General features: G+C 66.2%; 20 protein-coding genes. 10 read left to right on the plus strand and 10 right to left on the minus strand.

Annotated elements, in window-relative coordinates; all coding sequences use genetic code 11:
* Positions 1-35: 35 nt before the first annotated feature.
* A complete protein-coding gene (locus HBH1_RS16615; RefSeq protein ID WP_102663634.1) occupies positions 36-1,886 on the plus strand; it encodes a methyl-accepting chemotaxis protein in 1,851 nt (616 codons plus the stop codon).
* 72 nt (positions 1,887-1,958) lie between these two features.
* On the opposite strand, the gene HBH1_RS16620 is transcribed toward HBH1_RS16615, so the two are convergent.
* The 4 genes from HBH1_RS16620 to HBH1_RS16635 form a co-directional block, all read right to left on the minus strand.
* Positions 1,959-2,846, minus strand: a complete 888-nt coding sequence (locus HBH1_RS16620) for an HD-GYP domain-containing protein (RefSeq protein ID WP_199181606.1) — start codon at positions 2,844-2,846, stop codon at positions 1,959-1,961.
* Between the two features lie 62 nt (positions 2,847-2,908).
* Positions 2,909-3,550, minus strand: coding sequence for a DUF1109 domain-containing protein (locus HBH1_RS16625; RefSeq protein ID WP_102663635.1), 642 nt, complete (start codon positions 3,548-3,550; stop codon positions 2,909-2,911).
* On the minus strand, positions 3,547-4,194 hold the full coding sequence (locus HBH1_RS16630) for a sigma-70 family RNA polymerase sigma factor (RefSeq protein ID WP_039877276.1): 648 nt from the start codon (positions 4,192-4,194) through the stop codon (positions 3,547-3,549). The genes HBH1_RS16625 and HBH1_RS16630 overlap by 4 nt, the downstream gene beginning before the upstream one ends.
* Before the next feature lie 15 nt (positions 4,195-4,209).
* Positions 4,210-4,875 carry a DUF1109 domain-containing protein gene (locus tag HBH1_RS16635; protein WP_233207635.1) on the minus strand — a complete coding sequence of 222 codons (666 nt, stop codon included), beginning with the start codon at positions 4,873-4,875 and terminating at the stop codon, positions 4,210-4,212.
* 244 nt (positions 4,876-5,119) lie between these two features.
* Here HBH1_RS16635 and HBH1_RS16640 point away from each other — a divergent pair, with 244 nt between their 5' ends.
* The 6 genes from HBH1_RS16640 to HBH1_RS16665 are packed head-to-tail and all read left to right on the plus strand — an operon-like array spanning position 5,120 to position 10,508.
* Positions 5,120-5,398 (plus strand): BufA1 family periplasmic bufferin-type metallophore, encoded by a 279-nt coding sequence (locus tag HBH1_RS16640; protein ID WP_006465594.1) that lies wholly within the window; start codon positions 5,120-5,122, stop codon positions 5,396-5,398.
* An 11-nt stretch (positions 5,399-5,409) separates the two neighbouring features.
* Positions 5,410-6,261, plus strand: coding sequence for an MNIO family bufferin maturase (locus tag HBH1_RS16645; RefSeq protein WP_102663637.1), 852 nt, complete (start codon positions 5,410-5,412; stop codon positions 6,259-6,261).
* Positions 6,258-7,028: an HvfC/BufC N-terminal domain-containing protein gene (locus HBH1_RS16650; RefSeq protein WP_102663638.1), complete on the plus strand. Its 771-nt coding sequence runs from the start codon at positions 6,258-6,260 to the stop codon at positions 7,026-7,028. The genes HBH1_RS16645 and HBH1_RS16650 overlap by 4 nt, the downstream gene beginning before the upstream one ends.
* A gap of 11 nt (positions 7,029-7,039) precedes the next feature.
* Positions 7,040-7,516: a DoxX family protein gene (locus HBH1_RS16655; protein WP_006465591.1), complete on the plus strand. Its 477-nt coding sequence runs from the start codon at positions 7,040-7,042 to the stop codon at positions 7,514-7,516.
* An 18-nt stretch (positions 7,517-7,534) separates the two neighbouring features.
* Positions 7,535-9,181, plus strand: coding sequence for a methyl-accepting chemotaxis protein (locus HBH1_RS16660; protein WP_102663639.1), 1,647 nt, complete (start codon positions 7,535-7,537; stop codon positions 9,179-9,181).
* Positions 9,182-9,191: 10 nt separating this feature from the next.
* Complete coding sequence (locus tag HBH1_RS16665) at positions 9,192-10,508, plus strand: tetratricopeptide repeat protein (RefSeq protein ID WP_102663640.1); 1,317 nt, start codon at positions 9,192-9,194, stop codon at positions 10,506-10,508.
* A gap of 13 nt (positions 10,509-10,521) precedes the next feature.
* Here HBH1_RS16665 and HBH1_RS16670 read toward each other — a convergent pair whose 3' ends face one another.
* Complete coding sequence (locus tag HBH1_RS16670) at positions 10,522-11,187, minus strand: peroxiredoxin-like family protein (protein WP_102663641.1); 666 nt, start codon at positions 11,185-11,187, stop codon at positions 10,522-10,524.
* Between the two features lie 168 nt (positions 11,188-11,355).
* On the opposite strand from HBH1_RS16670, the gene HBH1_RS16675 reads away from it, so the two are divergent.
* Together HBH1_RS16675 and HBH1_RS16680 are read left to right on the plus strand one after the other, a co-directional pair.
* The gene (locus HBH1_RS16675; RefSeq protein ID WP_102663642.1) at positions 11,356-12,249 is read left to right on the plus strand and encodes a LysR family transcriptional regulator; all 894 of its coding nucleotides are present in this window, start codon (positions 11,356-11,358) and stop codon (positions 12,247-12,249) included.
* Between the two features lie 292 nt (positions 12,250-12,541).
* Complete coding sequence (locus HBH1_RS16680; RefSeq protein WP_006465586.1) at positions 12,542-12,730, plus strand: hypothetical protein; 189 nt, start codon at positions 12,542-12,544, stop codon at positions 12,728-12,730.
* A gap of 14 nt (positions 12,731-12,744) precedes the next feature.
* Here HBH1_RS16680 and HBH1_RS16685 read toward each other — a convergent pair whose 3' ends face one another.
* Complete coding sequence (locus tag HBH1_RS16685) at positions 12,745-13,674, minus strand: LysR family transcriptional regulator (protein ID WP_006465585.1); 930 nt, start codon at positions 13,672-13,674, stop codon at positions 12,745-12,747.
* A gap of 139 nt (positions 13,675-13,813) precedes the next feature.
* On the opposite strand from HBH1_RS16685, the gene HBH1_RS16690 reads away from it, so the two are divergent.
* On the plus strand, positions 13,814-15,187 hold the full coding sequence (locus tag HBH1_RS16690) for an NAD(P)H-dependent oxidoreductase (RefSeq protein ID WP_102663643.1): 1,374 nt from the start codon (positions 13,814-13,816) through the stop codon (positions 15,185-15,187).
* 220 nt (positions 15,188-15,407) lie between these two features.
* Here HBH1_RS16690 and HBH1_RS16695 read toward each other — a convergent pair whose 3' ends face one another.
* Genes HBH1_RS16695 through HBH1_RS16710 form a run of 4 tightly spaced genes read right to left on the minus strand, consistent with a single transcriptional unit; the run spans position 15,408 to position 18,477 of the window.
* Positions 15,408-15,770 carry a DUF3325 domain-containing protein gene (locus tag HBH1_RS16695; RefSeq protein ID WP_102663644.1) on the minus strand — a complete coding sequence of 121 codons (363 nt, stop codon included), beginning with the start codon at positions 15,768-15,770 and terminating at the stop codon, positions 15,408-15,410.
* Entirely contained in the window at positions 15,767-17,398 is a 1,632-nt protein-coding gene (locus HBH1_RS16700; protein WP_102663645.1) for a PepSY-associated TM helix domain-containing protein, read from the minus strand. Before HBH1_RS16700 ends, HBH1_RS16695 begins: the two co-directional genes overlap by 4 nt.
* Positions 17,399-17,418: 20 nt before the next feature.
* Positions 17,419-17,730: a DUF3649 domain-containing protein gene (locus HBH1_RS16705; RefSeq protein ID WP_102663646.1), complete on the minus strand. Its 312-nt coding sequence runs from the start codon at positions 17,728-17,730 to the stop codon at positions 17,419-17,421.
* Between the two features lie 27 nt (positions 17,731-17,757).
* Entirely contained in the window at positions 17,758-18,477 is a 720-nt protein-coding gene (locus HBH1_RS16710; protein WP_006465580.1) for a hypothetical protein, read from the minus strand.
* Positions 18,478-18,687 lie beyond the last annotated feature (210 nt).

An 18,687-nucleotide genomic window follows, 5' to 3' on the forward strand; every position in this document is an offset into this window, starting at 1 on the left:
GGGGAGCCTCCACCAACCAATGGGAGATCTACATCATGGGCCAGTTGTCCTTCAGCAAGAAACTTTGGCTGCCGCTCGTACTGAGCCTCATCGCACTTCTGGCCATTTCCGTCTTCAGCGCCTTCATGGTGCGTCAGGTCCGCCTGGAAGAACGCAAGGCCGACCTGACCAACATCGGCCAGACCGCGCTGTCGCTGGTCAAGGGCTACGGCGCCCTGGCCGAGGGCGGCACCCTGAGCAAGGAAGAAGCACAGAAGCGCGCCAAGGCCGCCATCAAGAGCCTGCGCTATGGCAGTGATGGCTACTTCTCGATTTCCACCTCGGCCCAGATCATTGTCATGCACCCGATCAAGCCCGAACTGGATGGCAAGGACCTGAGCAACTTCAAGGACCCGGCCGGCAACAACCTGTTCGTCGAGATCACCAAGGCCGGCAGCCAGCCCAATGGCGGCTTCGTCCACTATCTGTGGCCCAAGGTCGGCGCGGCCGAACCGGTGGCCAAGACCTCTTTCGTGATCTCCTATCAGCCCTGGGACTGGCACCTGACCACCGGCGCCTACATGGATGACATCAATGCCGCCTTCATGCGCAGCCTGTGGCAGATGGTGATCCTGTTCGCCGTGGTGGCTGCTGCGCTGGTGGGCCTGGTGATCGTGATCAACCGTGACATCCTGCGTACCATCGGCGGCGATCCGGCCAAGGCGGCTGACGTGGCCAACCGCATCGCCCAGGGCGACCTCACGCCCAACATCGAGACCGCGCCGGGTGACCGCAGCAGCCTGCTGTTTGCGGTGCGCAGCATGCGTGATTCGCTGCTCAATACCATCACCAATATCAAGACCTCGGCCGACACGATTGCCACCGCCTCGCAGGAAATCGCCAGCGGCAACCTCGACCTGTCCGGCCGCACCGAACAGCAGGCCGGCTCGCTGGAAGAAACCGCCTCGGCCATGGAAGAATTGACGGCCACCGTCAAGCAGAATGCCGACAACGCGCGCCAGGCCAACCAGCTGGCCGAATCGGCCTCGGACGTGGCCATCCAGGGCGGCAGCGTGGTCAGCCAGGTGGTGCAGACCATGGAAGGCATTACCGACAGTTCGCGCAAGATCGCCGACATCATCGGGGTGATCGACGGTATCGCCTTCCAGACCAACATCCTGGCCCTGAACGCCGCGGTGGAAGCCGCCCGTGCCGGCGAACAGGGACGCGGCTTTGCGGTGGTGGCTTCGGAGGTGCGCTCCCTGGCCCAGCGCTCGGCCTCGGCGGCCAAGGAGATCAAGGCCTTGATCGATGACTCGGTCGCCAAGGTCGATACCGGCAGCAAGCTGGTCGAACAGGCCGGCGCCACCATGACCGAAGTGGTGGCCAGCGTACGCCGGGTGACCGATATCGTGGGCGAGATCAGCTCGGCCAGCCAGGAACAGAGCGCCGGCATCGCCGAGGTGGGGCGCGCCATCACCCAGATGGACGAGGGTACCCAGCAGAATGCTGCGCTGGTGGAACAGGCGGCGGCTGCCGCCCAGTCCCTGCAGGATCAGGCGGCGACCCTGGCCGGTCTGGTGGGTGGCTTCCACATCGACGGCAGCCATGCCCGCATGGCGCAGACTGCGCCGGTCGCTCCCAGGGCGCCGGTGCGTCCGGCCGCACCGGCAAGTACGCCGGCCTCTGCGGCTACCCCTCCCAAGCCGGCTGCGGCCCGACCAGCGGTGCCCGCCCCCAAGGCGGCCGCGCCTAAGCCGGCCGCACCCAAGCCGGCCGCACCGAAGGCAGCTGCACCCAAGCCTGCAGCCGCCAAGGCCGAGGCACCCGCGTCCAAGGCGGCAGGCGGCAAGTCGCCTTCGCGCCTGCCGGCCGGTGAAGATGAGGGGGATTGGGAGACCTTCTGAACCCCGGCGCCTGGCGCACGGTTCACGGTTCACCACCAGCCCGCGCCCTGCGCGGGCTTTTTCATATCGGCGTCAGGCGATGGCCGCCAGGTTTTCACCGACCAGCCGTCCGATCAGTGCACTGTCGGGCGCCACTGCCAGGGCACGGGCCGTATCCTGCCGGCCGGTGGCGACCAGTCCCTGATCGTGGGCGGCAATGGTGTATTCACTATGACAGGCCGGGCAGTACAAGGTATCGCCCGCCACCGCGTGGCGCGGACGCACCACCACCGGACCGCACGACACGCAACGCTGCAGGGGAATGCCCTCATCGCTGTGACCGACGATATGGGCCAGCTCGGGATGCTGTTGCAAGCCGATGAACAGCGTCCCCAGGGCCGCGTCGAATTGCCGGCCCAGCTCACCCTGGATGATCTCCATGGCCCGCGCAATGGGCATGCCGCTGCGATAGGGCCGGGTGCTGGTCATGGCATCGAAGGCGTCGCAGATGCCCACGATGCGGGCCGCCAGCGGAATGTCCTCGCCACGTCGCCCGAAGGGATAGCCCCGACCGTCCGGCGTTTCATGGTGCAGCAGCACCGCATCCTCGGCCAGCGCCGCCAGCGGATGCCCGGCCAGCATGCGATGACCGATTTCCGGGTGGGTCTTGATGACGGCGTATTCGGCATCGTCCAATTTGGATTTCTTGCCCAGTACCGCATCGGGAATGCCGATCTTGCCCAGGTCATGCAGGAAGGCGCCGATGGTGATGCGCGCCACCTGCGCCCGCTCCAGCCCGGCCGCTTCGGCCAGCAGCCGCGACAACCGCGCCACCCGCCACAGATGCCCGCCGGTATAGGGATCACGCGCTTCCACTGCCCAGGCCAGCAGGAACAGGCTGGTCAGCAAGGGCGCATCGTCGGCAGCGTGACGTGCCGGGGTCTTGGGGGTGGCGCGGCGCCACAGGTCTGACAGTCGCATGTTCCTGGTTTCTCCGTTTTTCCGGCTTGTTTTTCAACTTGTTCTTCAGCTTTTTTTCCAACCTACCAGCGCAACAGCCGCGGCCCCAGCAACAGACCGGCAAACGCCGGCACCAGCATGCCCAGGAAATACCACAGGCCCCAGAAAGGCGCCTCCATCTCCGGGCAATGCAGGCAATACACCATGGTCGCCACGGCCCCCGCCAGCAGCCCGGCCACCGCGCCGGTCAGGCGCAGGCGGGTCGGGGCCATGCCGCGCACGGCCCAGAAGATGCCGATGAACAGCGGCACCGACAGCAGCGCGATATTGAAGGGGCAACTGCGCCAGGTGCTGCCCATGAGCAGCGGCAGGCGTTGCGCCGCCGGACTGGAAAACAGCACCAGCGCACCACCGGTCCAGATCGCCAGGCTGGGCAAGGCGATACCAGCCCAGGTGGCACCCACCCGCAGGCCCGGGCGCATCAGGCGCCGCAGCACCAGCATGGCGCCCACGGCCAAAGCGCTTGGGAAGGCCAGCTTGATCCAGAACATCGGCACTTCCAGCATCACGCCCAGGTCGGGCCGCAGGCCATAGATCTTCAGCATCAGCAGCAGCGACAACACCGCGCCCAGCGTCAGTGCCTGCACCATCTGCCGCAGCGGCAGCCGGCGGTCCACGGGCGCCACGCCGCTGGCCATCATGGCAATGAGTTCATCGGTCTTCATGCTTGCAATTTCTCCCTGATCTTGAGGGCTAGCGCCTTGAGGCCACGGTGGATGCCGACCTTCACGGCCGACTCCGACATCCCCGTCAGTTGCGCCGTCTCGGCCACCGACAGGCCTTCCAGCTTCACATGCAGGATCGGCAGGCGCTGTTTCTCGGGCAATTCCTCCAGCAGCGCGCCGACATCGCGCCGGGCCTGGGCTGGTTCGTCGTCGCAGGTGGCCAGCAGGTCGTGTTCTTCGTCCAGCGGATCGTTGAAGGCTTCCCGGCGCGAGCGGGCACGCAGGAAATCCATCAGCTTGTAGCGGGCGATGGCATGCACCCAGGCCGTCAGCGGCTGGTCGGGCCGATAGGTATGACGGGCGTTATGCACCGCCAGCAGGGTTTCCTGGACCACGTCCTCGACTTCGTCCTGCATGTTCTGCAGACGCCTGCGCAGGAAGGCCCGCAGCCGCCCGCTGAGCTCAGAAAGGAAATCGCGATAGGCCACGGCGTCCCCGTCCAGCCCGGCCAGCAGCAACGCGCGCAGACGTTCTTCGGTGGGGTGCGAGGGCTCCTTGCCGGCCAATGGCTGGCCCGGTCGGACGGTCCGGTCATCCGGCAAGGCCGGTGCGGCATGAGCAAACATGAATAGGCTTTCAGTCATGGAAGAGCCGCCAGATCACCAACGGAGCAGCCAGGGACCGGACCAGGCACCGGCCAGCGTCGGCAGCGCCACCCCCAGCACATACCAGACACCCCAGAAGGGCGGTGCCATCTCCACGCAATAAAGTGAATAGACTAGCACGCCCTGTGCGCCCGCCACCAGCCCGGCGACCGCGCCGGCCGCGTGCAGCCGGGTGGGTGCCAGGCCGCGCATGAACCACAGCATGGTGGCCAGCGTGGGCAGCGACAACAAGGCCACGTTGAGGGAACAGACTTCCCAGCTACTGCCCAGCAAGAGCTCCAGCCGTTGCGAGGGCGGCGCCAGGGCCAGCCAGCTGCCCCCGGCCAGCCACAGCACCAGGGGTGGCAGCAGCAGCGCCGCCGCCGGTCCCGGGCCGATGCGCACACCCGGTCGTGCCAGCCGCGCCGCCGCCATCTGTCCGGCCAGCAGGGCCGCCAGCGGGAAGGACACCTTCATCCAGAACAAGGGCGCCTGCAGCAACTGCCGCAAATCACTGCGCACCCCATACAGCGCCGCCAGCAGCAGCAGCGCCCCCAGCAAGCCGAGCGCCAGTGCCACCGCCATGCGCGCCGTGACATGGCGCAGCATCACAGGTCGGCCGCCGGCGGCCTGTCCTTCCGTGCCGGCGGCCAGCATATTGACCAGTTCCATCGTTTTCATTGCATCCCCTTCTGGCTCATGCGAGCAGGTACGCGCTCCGGGCGCTCTCCTGTGTATTCGTCAGAACCCTGCCCCCGGTTACAGGCTGCGCAAAAAATATTTATCCGAAAAATTTTGCGACGGCTGTAACCGGCGCCCGACTGCCGGCGAATTAACCATCAGATCGGCAGCCACGGCATCCCCCGCCGGTGGACTGCACCGGTCGCTATCACTTTCTTCACTTTCCAATTTCAAGGAGTCCACCATGAACGCACGTATCGTCGCCACCGCCGCCCTGACCCTCGCCACCCTCGCTTCGGGCGTGGCCATGGCACAAGACAAGCAACCGATGAACAAGACCGCCGTCGAGAAGTGCTATGGCGTCTCCATGGCCGGCCAGAACGACTGCAAGGCCGGTGAAGGCACCACCTGCGCCGGCACCGCCAAGATGGACTACCAGGGCAATGCCTGGAAGAACGTGCCGGCCGGTACCTGCACCTCCATCAAGACCCCGCACGGCATGGGTTCGCTCAAGCCGATGTAAGCGAGACGGTCATGACCACCCACACCATCTCGGCCGGACTCGGTCTGAAGCCCCAGCATTTCGATGCAGCGCTGGCCTGCGGGCAGGCAGGCCTGTGGTTCGAAGTACATCCGGAGAACTACCTGATGGACGGCGGCCCCCGCCTGGCCTGGCTGCAGGCCATCCGCGAACGCCATCCCCTGGCCTTGCATGGTGTGTCGTTGTCCCTGGCCGGCCCCGATGCCCCCGACCCCGATCACCTGCGCCGACTGGCGCATCTGATCGACCGGGTGGAAGCGGTGCTGGTCTCGGAGCACCTGGCCTGGTCACGCATCGCCGGCCACTATCTGCCCGACCTGCTGCCGGTGCCCCGCACCAGCACCACGCTGGCACGCGTGGCGGCCAACATCAACCGCACGCAGGATGCGCTCAAGCGCCGCATCGCCCTGGAGAATCCTTCACATTACCTGCACATGGAACAGCACGCCTGGAGCGAGCCGGAATTCCTGCAGGAACTGGTCCGCCGTACCGGTTGCGCCCTGCTGATCGATGTCAACAACGTCCATGTCAGCGCCTGCAACCTCGGCATCGATGCCCGCGCCTACCTGGACCAGCTGCCCGCGGCCGACATCCATGAAATCCACCTCGCCGGCCATAGCGCCGATGCCAGCCTGCCCGGTCTGCTGGTGGACTCGCACGACGCGCCGGTGGCGCCGGTGGTCTGGGCGTTGTACCAGCACCTGATCACGCGCATCGGCCCCCGCCCCACCCTGATCGAACGCGACGGCAACGTGCCGGCCTTCGAGCAGTTGCTGCAAGAGCGCACCATGGCCGCCGATCTGCTGGCCAATGTTGCACAGGCAGACCAGGAGCAGGCGGCATGAGCGAGCTCACCACGGACGATGTCCACTACTACCCGGCCTTCCTGCAAGCCCTCCTGGAAGACCACAGCGACGACGCCACCGTCGCCGCCCTGCTGCGGCAGCCGGCCTTCGCGGTCTACCGCAATACCGTCTTCAAGGGCTGCGTGGACGCCCTGGCCGCCAACTACCCGGCCGTGCAGCGGCTGGTCGGCAGCGACTGGATGCACGCCGCCGCCTTGGCCTACGCCCGCGACCACCTGCCCCGGCAGGCCAGCCTGATCGCCTATGGCGAAGGCTTTGCCGCCTTCCTGGCGGCCCTGCCCGCCGCCGATGAACTGCCCTACCTGCCCGGCGTGGCCACGCTCGACCGCTGCTGGACCGAAGCCCACCTGGCTGCCGACCAGCCCATGGTGGAGAGCACCGCCCTGCAGAGTGCGCTGGTGGCCGGACAGGACGTGTGCCTGGTACCGCATGCCGCCACGCGCTGGCACCACGATGCGCAGCATCCGGTGACCACCATCTGGTCGGCCAATCGCACCGACCCCGCGATCGATCCGGGTGATATCGACTGGCAGGGCGAAGCCGCACTCTTCACCCGGCCGCAGGCCGAGGTGCAATGGCAGGCAATCAGCCACGGGGCATGCCGCTTCCTGGACGCCTGCCGCGAAGGCCAGCCCGTCACCCAGGCCGCCGCGCTGGCGCTGGCGCAGGAACCTGATCTGGATGTCGCCGCCCTGCTGGGCCGGCTGCTGCTGGCCGGCGCCTTTACCGCATTCACCTTCAATTGACGGAGAACACCATGCAACATCGCAGCGCCCTGCCGGCCACCACGGTCGACCAAGTCCGCCCCACGCTCTGGAACCGCGCCGCAGGACTCGCCCAGGGTCTCATCAGCGACACCCTGCTGGCCCTGGTGGCACGGGTGGCGATCGCGGCGATCTTCTTTCTCTCCGGCCGCACCAAGGTCAGCGGCTGGCTCACCATCAAGGACAGCACCTACGTCCTGTTCCAGGAGGAATACCGGCTGCCGCTGGTGCCGCCCGATCTCGCCGCACACCTGGCGGCCTATGCGGAACACCTGTTCCCGCTGCTGCTGGTGCTGGGCCTGTTCACCCGCGGCGCGGCGCTGGCCCTGCTGGGCATGACGGCGGTCATCGAGATCTTTGTCTATCCGGATGCCTGGCCGACGCACCTGTCCTGGGCCGGCCTGCTCCTGCTGCTGGTGGCACGTGGTGGCGGCACCTGGTCGCTGGACCATCGCCTCGGTCTGCGTTGAACAGCGCAGGAGCCGAACATGCTGGCAAGACTGAGCTTACGCAGCGCATTGCTGCTGGTGGTGGGTATTTTCTCCCTGGCCTTGTGGATCGCAGTGGGCATCGCCTGGCAAGGCGCACGGGCGGCGGCCCAGGCCACCACCGCCCTGATCGTGCTGTCGGACCAGCGCATCCAGCCCCTGCACGATACCGAGCGGCTGTTCCTGTCGACCCTGATCAACATGGACAACGCCTACATCAACCTGGTCAAGGATGACCAGATCAAGTCCAACGACTACACCCGGCGTGCCTCGGCCGCCTTGCAGGCGGCCCGCAAGGCCTTCGAGGGCTACCGCAGGACACTGCCGGCCGAGGCGATGGCCGAGGCCCAGGTCGTCCGCGTGAACCAGGCCTACGAGGCCTATACCAAGGTCCTCGGCCTGCGCGAGGTCGCGCTCTATGACGTCTCGCTGGACGACTATGCGGCTGCGACCGTCAGTGCGGAAGCCGCCGACCGTGAATTCGCCGCCACCCTGCGCGAGGTGATCGCCCAGGCCGAAACCGTGCGTGACGATCTGCGCCTGGCAGCCGAGCGACGTATCGCAACGACCACCTACCTGGCCGTCGCGATGCTGGCTTGCTCGTTGTTGCTCGCCGGCCTGTGCTGGTGGCTGTTCGGGCGACTGGTGCTCAAGCCGCTGAGGCAGGCTGCGCAGCATTTCGATCGCATCGCCGACGGCAATCTCGGCCATCCGGTGCAGGGCATTTCCCGCAACGAGATCGGGGTGCTGCTGGCGGCGCTGGCACGCATGCAGGAGAGCCTGGGCGCCACCGTCGTCGACATCCGCGATGCCACCCGTGATGTGCATCAGGGCGCGCGCGACATCGCGCAAGGCAATGGTGAACTGGCGCAACGCACCGAAGCACAAGCCGCCGCACTGGAAGAGACCGCCGCCACCCTGCGGCAGTTGTCGGCAGCCGTCGGCAACAACGCACAGAACGCCGAACGCACCAATGCCCTGGCCGCCACCGCCGCCCACGACGCCCAGCGCGGTGGCCAGGTCATGGGCGGTATCGCCGGCGCCATGGCGCGGGTCACCGCCAGCGCAGGACGCATTTCAGACATTGTCAGCGTGATCGATGGCATTGCCTTCCAGACCAACATCCTGGCCCTGAACGCGGCGGTGGAGGCGGCCCGCGCCGGCAGCCAGGGGCGTGGTTTTGCGGTGGTCGCGGCAGAAGTCCGCTCACTGGCGCTGCGCAGCGCCGAAGCGGCGCGCGAAGTCAAGGAACTGATTGCGGATTCGATCGGTTCGGTAGGCCAGGCGGCCGATCAGGTCAGGCAGGCTGACCAGGCCATCGGGCAGATCGTGGTGTCGTTCGGTCACGTGATGAGCACCGTCCGTGACATCGCCACCGCCACCCGCGAACAAGCCGAAGGCATCGACCGGGTCAGCCGCACCCTGGTGGATATGGACCAGGCCACCCAACAGAACGCCGCACTGGTGGAGCAGACCTCGGCAGCGGCCCATGGCCTGACCGCCCAGGCCGTCGCCCTGACCACATCGGTAGCCGCTTTCACGCTGGCGTCATCGGCCACAGAGGCCGATCCGCTGCCGCACGGCAGCGTCGCCAGCGTCGCCAGCGCCGCCATCGCCGGCCCGACCCCGGCCCTGCTATCCCGATAAGGAGCCCCACTTGGCCCATTCAAACGCACTGCAAGACCTCGTCGAACAAAGCTTCACTTCTGCATTCGCCCATCACGCCGCCGGCCGCCTGGACGACGCCGAAGACGACTATCGTCTGCTGCTGGAGCTCGACGAGCACCATGCAGCGGCGCTGCACTATCTGGGTGTATTGCTGCACCAGCGCGGCCAGCATGATGAAGGTCTGGCCCTGATGCACCAGGCGGCCGACCTGGCCGCGCCCGATCCCGACTGGTGCAATGACCTGGGCAATGTGCTGTTCGCCTGCCAGCAATTCGCAGCGGCGGCCAAGGCCTACGACGACGCACTTGCCCTGCGACCGGACGACGCGCAGCTGTGGAACAACCTGGGTGCCGCCCTGCGCGGGCAGGGCAAGAACGAGGCGGCCATCGGCGCCTGTGAACGAGCGCTGGCCATCGACCCGCAATGGCAGCCCGCCATGCACCAGCTGGCAGAACTGCACGGCCAGGCCGGCGAGCGCATGCTCAGTTCGCGCTACCAGTGCATGGCCTATGTGTTGCCGCCGCATGAAGGCAAGTCACGCGAGCTGCTGGCCATCTCCCACTACTTCCTGGGGCAGCCGCAACAGGCGGCCGAGGTCTGCCGCCAATGGCTGCAGGAAGAACCCGGCCACCCCATCGCCACCCACATGCATGCGGCCTATGCCGGCCTGCCCAGTGATACGGTACCGCGTGACTACATCGTGCGTCGCTTCGACGACTATGCCGATCACTTCGACAGCAACCTGGTGTCGCATCTGGAATACCGTGGCCCGCAGGTATTGGCGGCGGTATTGCAGGCCGAGCTGCCACCGCCGCAAGCCGTGCTGGACGTGCTGGACGCCGGCTGTGGCACCGGCCTGTGCGCACCGGTACTGGCACCCTATGCGCGCCGGCTGGAAGGGATAGACCTGTCGCCCAACATGCTGGGCCACGCCGCCCGCCATCACGACTATGCCCATCTGGCACAGGCTGAAGTGAGCGAATGGATGAGCACGCACGCACACCATTACGACCTGATCGTGGCGTGCGATGTGCTGATCTACTGCGGTCAACTGGAGGCGTTCTTCAGCGCCGCCGCGCAATCGCTGCGTCAGGGCGGACATCTGTTCTTCACCGTGGAACTGGCCGACAGCGAACACGCGGCCCCCTACCATCTCCACGCCAGTGGTCGCTTCCGCCACCAGCGCGCCTACCTCGAAGGCTGCCTGCGCACTGCCGGCCTGCATCCGCTGCTGATCCGCGAAGAAAGCCTGCGCGTGGAAATGCAGCAGGCCGTGCCGGGCCTGGTCGTGCTGGCCCGGCACTGACACCATCCTCCGATCAGAGCGCCGCCTGGCGAAGGGCCGGCAGCATGTCCGACGGATCGGGACGGCGCGTGTAGTCGGGATTGACCTCGGCGTAGACGATGACGCCATCACGACCGATCACATAGCGCGCCGGCATCGGCAGGGTCCAGCCCGGGTCGCCATTGAAGGCCGGCAGGTCGTTCTTGAGCGACTGATAGAGCTGCACCAGATAGTCAGGCAAGGTGAAGCGCAGGCCGAAGGCGGCCGCCACTTCATTGTGGCTATCCGACAGGATGGGGAATTCCAGCGCATTCTGACGCAATGCCTTGCGGCTGTTGGCCGGCAACTGCGGCGAGATCGCCACCAGGCTAGCGCCCAGTTCGCGCATGGCCGGCAATGCTTCCTGCAGCGCCTGCAGTTCCATGTTGCAGTAGGGGCACCAGACGCCGCGATAGAAGCTCAGCACCAGCGGCCCCTCGGCCAGCAATTCGGTGGACGACACTGGCTTGCCCTCGGGGTCGGGCAGGACGAAATCGGGTGCGCGGTCACCGGCCTTGAGCGCTCGTTGCGCCGCGCCCGAGGCGATCAGTTCGTCAGTGGCGCGTTGCATGGTGGCGATCACGGCGGGCGGCACGTTGTAGGGCGGCTTGCCGGCCACGAAGTCGGCCTTGAATGTGTCGAGTCGGTCTTGCAAAGTCATGATGAAGCTCCTGTTTCCTGTTTTCTGTTGCTGGGGTTGAGTGGGTCCTGCAGTGTGGCGGCCGGTGGTGTGTGCGCCAGCCGATGGAACGCATTCTGTTCCCCCATCGGTAGGAATGGCAGATAGCTGCCAGCTATAATGCTCATTCCAAACAGGAATGGGTGAGACATGGATCGCTTGCTGGCAATGACGAGTTTTGTGCGGGTGGTGGAGGCTGGATCCTTTTCCGGCGCGGCGCGGGTATTGGGCGTGGGGCAACCGGCCGTCTCCAAGACCGTGGCGCAGCTGGAAGACAAGCTGCAGGTCAAGCTGCTGCTGCGCTCCACCCATGGACTCACGCCGACCGAGGCCGGGCTGCGTTTCTACGAGCGTGCCCGCGTGGCGATCCAGGAGGCCGACGAAGCCGAACTGGCGGCCCGGGGCGCCGGTGCCGGGCTGTCCGGGCGGCTGCGCATTTCTGCCGCGCCGACCTTTGCGCGACTGTTCGTGATTCCCCATCTGCCGCATTTCCTCGCACGCCACCCCGGGCTGGAGGTCGATGTGATTCTGGACGACCGCACCATCGACCTCATCGCCGAGGGCATCGATGTCTCGCTGCGCATGGGCAGCCTGGCCGACTCTGGCGTGGTCGCGCGCAAGCTGGCCACCAGCCGACGTTCCGTGCTGGCCAGTGCCAGCTACCTGAAGCAGATCGACGCCCCACGGGTGCCCGCCGACCTGTCGGCCCATGAAACATTGGTCTTCAGCCAGTTGAGCAATGTCTGGACCTTCACGCGGGAAGGCAGCGAAGTGTCGGTATTGGTAAGTGGACGGGTACGCTTCAACGCCGCCGAAGGCATCCGTGCGGGGGTACTGGCCGGCATCGGCCTGACCATCGTCTCCGACTGGATGTTCGCGCCCGAACTGGCCGATGGCAGCGTGCAGCGTCTGTTGCCGGACTGGTCGCTGCCCGAGATCGCGCTGTGGGCGGTGTTTCCTACCGGACGCATGGCCTCGGCCAAGGCCAGGGCGTTTGCCGGTTTCGTCGAGGAAATCATGTTGCAGCAGGCGCTCGCCGCCTGAATCCGGGGACCCGCGAGCATCTGGCTTCTCACCTTGGCAAGGCGCCTGAACGTTTGCATGCCGTTGCAGCAACGCTGAAGAAAACTTCATGTCCACAGCACAACAAGCCTGCACTTCGCAGGCAGATTTGTCGCACTTTTATTCAGGCCGGTGGTCGTACCTGCATTCGGCTTGACTTAGAATAGCCAAAGCTCACGACGTAATCGATTGGTACGCACCAGCCTGCATGCGCGATGAACCTGCCCCGGGTCTTGCACAGCAGTCACGGTGCGACATCTGAAAGGAAAACGGCATGACGCAGTCCCCCAAAAACATCTCGGCCCTGATGTGTGAGCTCAGCGTGGCATTGGCGGAGTTATCGGAGAAGATGAGCAATCTTTCGGTGACACTGGAAAACTCCTACCTGGAATCCAACGCCCCCGAACCAGCCGCCCTGATGGAAGCTGCCCGCGAAACCATCGCCAAGGCCCGCGGCAACTGAAGCGCGAAGCCAACTCAAGCGGTGGCCGGTGGCACTTCAGCCGGCCCCGCTCCCCAGAATTCCTCCCCCAGGGCTGCCAGCCGGTCCACGATGAAATCCGCCACCACCTGCACCCGCAACAGATCGCGCGCATCCGCATGCGTGACCAGCCAATAGCAGCGGGACAGCGCAATCTCTTGCGGCAGCACCCGGATCAATCCCGGCTCGCGGCGCGCCAGGAAGCAAGGCAGCACGCCCATGCCGACACCTGCCTTCACCGCCTGCACCTGGCTGATGACATTGGAGATGCGCACCTGCGGCCGGATGGCCGGTGAAATCTCGGCCAGGTAGTCCAGTTCAGGCGACCACATCAGATCCTCGATATAGCCGACCCAACGCTGCCCCTGCAGCTGCTGCCGTTGCGTCAGCGGGCCGTGGCGCGCCAGGTAATCAGCACTGGCGTAGACCCCCAGCGAATAATCATTGAGCCGGCGTGCGATCAGCCGGCCCTGCTCCGGTCGCGTCATGCTGATGGCGATATCGGCCTCGCGCCGGGACAGGCTGAACATGCGGGGATTGGCCACCAGCTCAACCTCCAGCTCGGGATGCCGCTGCGCCAGCGCCTGCAGTTGCGCAGCCAGGAAGTAGGTGCCCCAGGCCTCGGGCGTGCCGATGCGCACCGAGCCGGTCAGCCCCTGGGCCGGGTCATCCTGGCGGGCGCCGATGCGGACAGCCAGGTTTTCCATGGCCTCGGCATCGGGCACCAGTCGCTCGCCTTCGACAGTGAGCGCGTAGCCGTTGGCGCGACGGTCGAACAGGGTCTGGCCGATGGCACGCTCCAGCGCCACGATGCGGCGGCTCAGCGTGGAATGATCCACCCCCAGCTTGCGCGCCGCGACCGTCAGGCGGCCGGCGCGTACCACGGCGAGAAAGGCTTGCAGATCGTCCCAGTCGAAGCTGTGCATAGGTTCTCTTGATGGGCGTGGCATGTGAATTTTCACACGAACGGTGTGCAAATCTCGACATTTACGCGACAAAACCCCAATGCTACTTTTTTTTCACTGGCCGACCGGCCGACGTGACTAGGAGAAACCCGTGGCAAGCATGTTCCATCAACTCAAGGCGCTGGCGGCACAGGGCAAGCCTGTGCGGGTCGGCCTGATCGGTGCCGGCAAGTTCGGTTCGATGTTCCTGTCCCAGGTGCCGCGCACGCCGGGCGTGCATCTGCTGGGCATTGCCGATCTCTCGCCAGCGCGGGCACAGGCAGCGCTGCAGCGGGTGGGCTGGGTGGCCGGACAATATGGCGCCCGCTCCTGGGAGGAGGCGCTGCGCCACGGCAGTACCTTCATCCAGGACGATGCCGAAGCCTTGATCGCGCAGCCCCAGATCGACATCATCATCGACGCCACCGGCAGCCCGGCTGCCGGCATCCGTCACGCCCTGCTGTGCTGCGCGCATCGCAAGCACATCATCATGGTCAACGTCGAAGCCGACGCCCTGGCCGGGCCGCTGCTGGCACGGCGCGCCGCCGAAGCCGGGATCCTCTATTCCATGGCCTCCGGCGACCAGCCGGCCCTCATCGCCGAGATGGTCGATTGGGCGCGTACTTCGGGTTTCGACGTGGTCTGTGCCGGCAAGGGGACCAAGTACCTGCCGCAGTACCATCAGTCCACGCCCGATACGGTGTGGGGCCATTACGGCTTTTCCGAGGAACAGGTGGCCGGCGGCGACTTCAACGCGCAGATGTTCAATTCCTTCCTCGACGGCACCAAGTCGGCGCTGGAGATGGCGGCCGTGGCCAACGCCTGCGGCCTGCATCCGGCCGACAGCGGCCTGGCCTTCCCGCCCTGCGGCGTGGATGACCTGCCGACCCTGCTGCGTCCGCGTGCCGATGGCGGGCTGCTGCCGCACGCCGGCACGGTGGAGGTGGTGTCCTCGCTGGAGCGTGATGGCCGGCCGGTATCGCGCGATCTGCGCTGGGGCGTCTATGTCACCTTCGAGGCCCCCACCGACTACGTGCGCGACTGCTTCGCGCAGTACGGCCTGAGGACCGATGCCAGCGGCCGCTACGCCTCCATGTACAAGCCCTATCACCTGATTGGCCTGGAACTGGGCTATTCGGTGGCCAGCATCGCCGTGCGCGGCCAGCCCACCGGCAGCACGCTGGGCTTCAACGGCGATACGGTAGCTGTGGCCAAGCGCGACCTGCAGGCCGGAGAAAGACTCGATGGCGAAGGCGGCTACATGGTCTACGGCAAGCTGATGCCGGCGGCGGCATCGCTGAACCACGAGGCCCTGCCCATCGGCCTGGCGCATGGCATCGTCCTGCGGCGCGCCGTGGCGGCCGGACAGACGCTGAGCTGGGCCGATGTGAGCATCGATGACAGCCGCGAAGCCATCCGCGTGCGGCGTGACATGGAAGCGCTGTTCCGCAGCGAGATGGGCTTGTTGCCTCCACCATCGGAGCAGGCTGCATAAGCGGCTTGCTCGGCCTTGCTGGCGGGAACAAAGGCAGGAATAAAGGCGGGAATAAAGGGGGATAAAAAAGGGCTGCAGCAAAAATTGCCGCAGCCCGCAAATACAACAGAGAGGAGTTGAGATTGGACCTGAATTTGGCAAGCCGCCCCTTAATCCAAATCAAACCCGCTGCGCGCAATGCGCGCCACGCCTGACTGGCAGCGACTTTCCGGGCAGTGCATCACAACAGGTTTTCCATCGCCCACAACAGCAGCAGGACCGGCAGTCCGAACAGGACGATCCGCGTCAGCGCCGGCCCGCGGGTGGGCCAGTAGGTCAAGGCCAGTACCTGCAGCAGTGCAGACAGGGTCAATACGCCCAGGCCGGCCACCATCCCCACGCTCCAGCCTTGCATGCGCATCGTCACCGCCAGGCTGGCCACCAGACCCAGCCCACCCAGTTGCCGCAGGCGACGACGCACCGGCGGTGCGGGCTCGGCGCCGCGTCCGTGCAGCTCGGCATAGTGCCGGTCCATGGCCAGTGCCAGAGCGCTCCAGGCGCAGTAGGCCAGGCCCAGCGCGAGCAGGAATCCGAAGGCTGTCATGCCGTCTCCTCCACGGGATCGCGCTCGACCCTGGACTTGGCCGGCGCGGCCTGCAGGGCATCCTGGCGCTTGCGCTGGCGCCGCGCCAGTACCCGTTCGGCCATCGCCAGAGCAATCCCCAGCGCCAGCACGGTGAGATCAAATGCCGCCACGGGCCAGGGACCACGGCCCAGCAGGAGCGTCACGCCCAGGTGGGATTGCGTCGTGAACACGTTGAGCAGCGGAAGACCGATGAACAGCGCCGCGCCCAGCCCCAGTTGCAGGCGCCACATGCGCAGGTCCGGTCGTACTTGCGCCAGCACCGCCGCCGCCGCCCAGGCAGCGAAGAAGAGGTTGATTTCCATCTGCGCGCGCTGGTGCAATTCCAGCGGCAGCAAGCGGTTGGCCCAGAAGTAACTGGCCAAGGCGATCGGCAGGCCGACGATGGCGCCGATGTTGAGCGCCTCCACCAGTCGCAGGCCGAAGCTGGCGCGTGCGCCGCCGGCGATGGCCTTGGCCTCTTTCTGGCGCGTCTTGACCGCCCACAGCACGGCGCCGCTGGCCACCATCAGGTAGCCCGACAGGCCGCACAGGAAGAACAGCGCCCGCAGCCAGGGATCGGCGAAATGCGCCAGGTGCAGGCCATACAGCGCGCCCCGGGTGACAGCGGTCGCACTGGGATCGTCGCCATAGGCGGCCAGCCGTTCGCCTGTGACGCCCTGGTACATCAGCCCCGGTTGCAGGGAGGACAGCGTGCTCATCTTCTGCCGCGTGATGACCACGGTGGCCTTGACGTCGCCCGGGTTGTTGACCACCAGCACGGCCAGTGGCGCGCCCTGCCAGTGCTGCTGCGCCTGGGTCGCCAGCGGCGCCAGCGCGGTGAGGGGCGCGGCCACGCCGGACGGCTTGACGCGACCGGCGGTGCCGGGGAACACGGTCTCGAAGAAAGCGGTCTCGCCGCCCTTGTCGCGGTAGGCGCTTTGCACGCCCCAGGGCATGATCATGAACATCAGCGTGACCAGCCCGGTATAGGTGATCATCAGATGGAACGGCAGCGCCAGTACCGCCGTGGCGTTGTGGGCATCAAGCCAGGAACGCTGTCCCTTGTGGGGGCGGAAGGTGAAGAAATCCTTGAAGATGCGCTTGTGCGTGATCACCCCGCTGATGATGGCCACCAGCATGAACAGCGCACAGATACTGACGATCCAGCGCGCCCATTGCACCGGCATGTAGTGCAGGTCGAAATGCAGGCGGTACAGGAACTCGCCGCCGCGTGTGTCGCGCACCTGTGCCAGCGGCTGGCCGGTGGCGGCGTCGATGCGCTCGCTCTTGAAGCGGCTGCGCGCGCTGGCGCCCTTACCGCCCGTGCCATCCCCAGCCGGCGCCACCCAGCCCACCCGCATGGCCACGCTGCGCTCGGCCGGCAGGGTGATGAACCAGCGCTCGGCCTGGGGTGCCTTCTGCTGCAGATAGGCCACGGCATGCTCGATGGCCTGGGCCTGCGGCACCGGCGCCGAACGGGTAGCGTGCAGCTCCGGCATCATCCACAGGCTGATCTCTTCCTTGTAATAACTAGCGGTGCCGCCGGCAAACACCAGCAGCAGCACCCAGCACACCAGCAAGCCGCACCAGGTATGCAGCCAGGCCATCGATTGTCGGAATCCCTCCCTCACGGCAGCACGCTCCCGGTTCCGGTCAGCCAGGCCAGCAAGGCCAGCAGCAGCGCCGGCAGCGCCAGCCCAAGCCAGGACCGCGCGGCGCTACGCGCTGCAAAGACCCAGATCACGGCGCAGGTGAAGATGGCGAAGGACAGCATGGTCGCCGTCATCACCGCGTCGGCCGGCGCCATCGGCAGCAGGCGCGCCAACACCATCGTACTGAGCGTGCTGATCACATAACCGCCACCGACGGCGGCCAGGGCACGGGAGAACACGGCCAGGCGATAGTGCAAGGCCGGGCCGCTGGAAGAAATCGGTTTCATGCTTGCCATGGAAGGAGGACGCCCGGCTTACTTGTTGGGCGTGGCCGCAGGTGCCGCCGGCAAGGCCTTCAGGCCCTTGGGCTGGACCAGCGACAGGGTGGTCACGAAGCTGGCGATGTCATAGGCCTTGCCGTCGCGTTCGCCGGCGGTCTTGTCGGTGTGGTGCACCTCGGCAACGTACACCCCCTGCCAGGGCAGGTCGAACTGCACCAGGCCCTCGGCATCGGAGTGGGCTTCCTTCATCCAGCCCGACGGCGTCACCAGACCGACCTTGGCCTTGGGCAGCGCGGCGTTCTTGTAGCTGACCTTGAACTGGCCGGGCTTGCCGGTGGGGACGATGTCCAGCGCCAGGCGCGGCTCCTGGGCCTGCTGCGAAGTCACCAGACGTGCTGCCGGGGTCCAGGCAGTGCGGGTGGGCGGGGTGGCGTGCTTGTTCTCGAAGACCGGGTAGTGGGCATCCTCGGCCACGATGGATTCGCCCTTGCCGGCGCTGGCCGACAGATTGAAGGCATTGGCCGCCTTGCTCAGTTCCAGGGTACGGTCGCCCTGCGGGCCGATCAGCACTGCGCTGGGCGAGACGAACTTGTCCAGCAGCCCGGGCGAGACTTCGCGCAGGTTGTCGCCGAATTCGCCGAAATACAGTTTCGCCTGCTTGCCGTCCTGCTGCAGCCAGACCTGGTGCGCCCCCGCCGGCAGGGCCAGCAACAGGGAGGTGAACAGGCCGGAGACGATCGCCAAACGCTTCATGAAGGAATTCCTTTCGAGTGATGTTGTGTAGGTGGGCAAGCGGCGCATAAGCATAAGCATAAGCATGAGCATGAACATGAGCGTCAGGATCAGGATCAGCGCAGTCTGCAAACAGCGGCCGTTCGCCCTTGCATTTGGCGCAGGGATGATCCGACAGGACTGGTTATTATTTGAGAATGATTATCAATTATATTGCCTGTGATGCCGCAG

The organism is Herbaspirillum sp. BH-1 (assembly GCF_002870055.1).
Classification (GTDB): domain Bacteria; phylum Pseudomonadota; class Gammaproteobacteria; order Burkholderiales; family Burkholderiaceae_D; genus Herbaspirillum; species Herbaspirillum frisingense.

Bases quoted from the DNA above. Each gene is read 5' to 3' on its own strand.
- HBH1_RS16645 (WP_102663637.1), top strand. From the start codon at position 5,410: ATGACCACCCACACCATCTCGGCCGGACTCGGTCTGAAGCCCCAGCAT.
- HBH1_RS16655 (WP_006465591.1), top strand. From the start codon at position 7,040: ATGCAACATCGCAGCGCCCTGCCGGCCACCACGGTCGACCAAGTCCGC.
- HBH1_RS16695 (WP_102663644.1), bottom strand. From the start codon at position 15,770: ATGACAGCCTTCGGATTCCTGCTCGCGCTGGGCCTGGCCTACTGCGCC.
- HBH1_RS16625 (WP_102663635.1), bottom strand. From the start codon at position 3,550: ATGAAGACCGATGAACTCATTGCCATGATGGCCAGCGGCGTGGCGCCC.
- HBH1_RS16630 (WP_039877276.1), bottom strand. From the start codon at position 4,194: ATGACTGAAAGCCTATTCATGTTTGCTCATGCCGCACCGGCCTTGCCG.
- HBH1_RS16710 (WP_006465580.1), bottom strand. From the start codon at position 18,477: ATGAAGCGTTTGGCGATCGTCTCCGGCCTGTTCACCTCCCTGTTGCTG.
- HBH1_RS16660 (WP_102663639.1), top strand. From the start codon at position 7,535: ATGCTGGCAAGACTGAGCTTACGCAGCGCATTGCTGCTGGTGGTGGGT.
- HBH1_RS16620 (WP_199181606.1), bottom strand. From the start codon at position 2,846: ATGCGACTGTCAGACCTGTGGCGCCGCGCCACCCCCAAGACCCCGGCA.
- HBH1_RS16675 (WP_102663642.1), top strand. From the start codon at position 11,356: ATGGATCGCTTGCTGGCAATGACGAGTTTTGTGCGGGTGGTGGAGGCT.
- HBH1_RS16705 (WP_102663646.1), bottom strand. From the start codon at position 17,730: ATGAAACCGATTTCTTCCAGCGGCCCGGCCTTGCACTATCGCCTGGCC.
- HBH1_RS16685 (WP_006465585.1), bottom strand. From the start codon at position 13,674: ATGCACAGCTTCGACTGGGACGATCTGCAAGCCTTTCTCGCCGTGGTA.
- HBH1_RS16650 (WP_102663638.1), top strand. From the start codon at position 6,258: ATGAGCGAGCTCACCACGGACGATGTCCACTACTACCCGGCCTTCCTG.
- HBH1_RS16615 (WP_102663634.1), top strand. From the start codon at position 36: ATGGGCCAGTTGTCCTTCAGCAAGAAACTTTGGCTGCCGCTCGTACTG.
- HBH1_RS16670 (WP_102663641.1), bottom strand. From the start codon at position 11,187: ATGACTTTGCAAGACCGACTCGACACATTCAAGGCCGACTTCGTGGCC.
- HBH1_RS16640 (WP_006465594.1), top strand. From the start codon at position 5,120: ATGAACGCACGTATCGTCGCCACCGCCGCCCTGACCCTCGCCACCCTC.
- HBH1_RS16690 (WP_102663643.1), top strand. From the start codon at position 13,814: ATGTTCCATCAACTCAAGGCGCTGGCGGCACAGGGCAAGCCTGTGCGG.
- HBH1_RS16700 (WP_102663645.1), bottom strand. From the start codon at position 17,398: ATGGCCTGGCTGCATACCTGGTGCGGCTTGCTGGTGTGCTGGGTGCTG.
- HBH1_RS16680 (WP_006465586.1), top strand. From the start codon at position 12,542: ATGACGCAGTCCCCCAAAAACATCTCGGCCCTGATGTGTGAGCTCAGC.
- HBH1_RS16635 (WP_233207635.1), bottom strand. From the start codon at position 4,875: ATGAAAACGATGGAACTGGTCAATATGCTGGCCGCCGGCACGGAAGGA.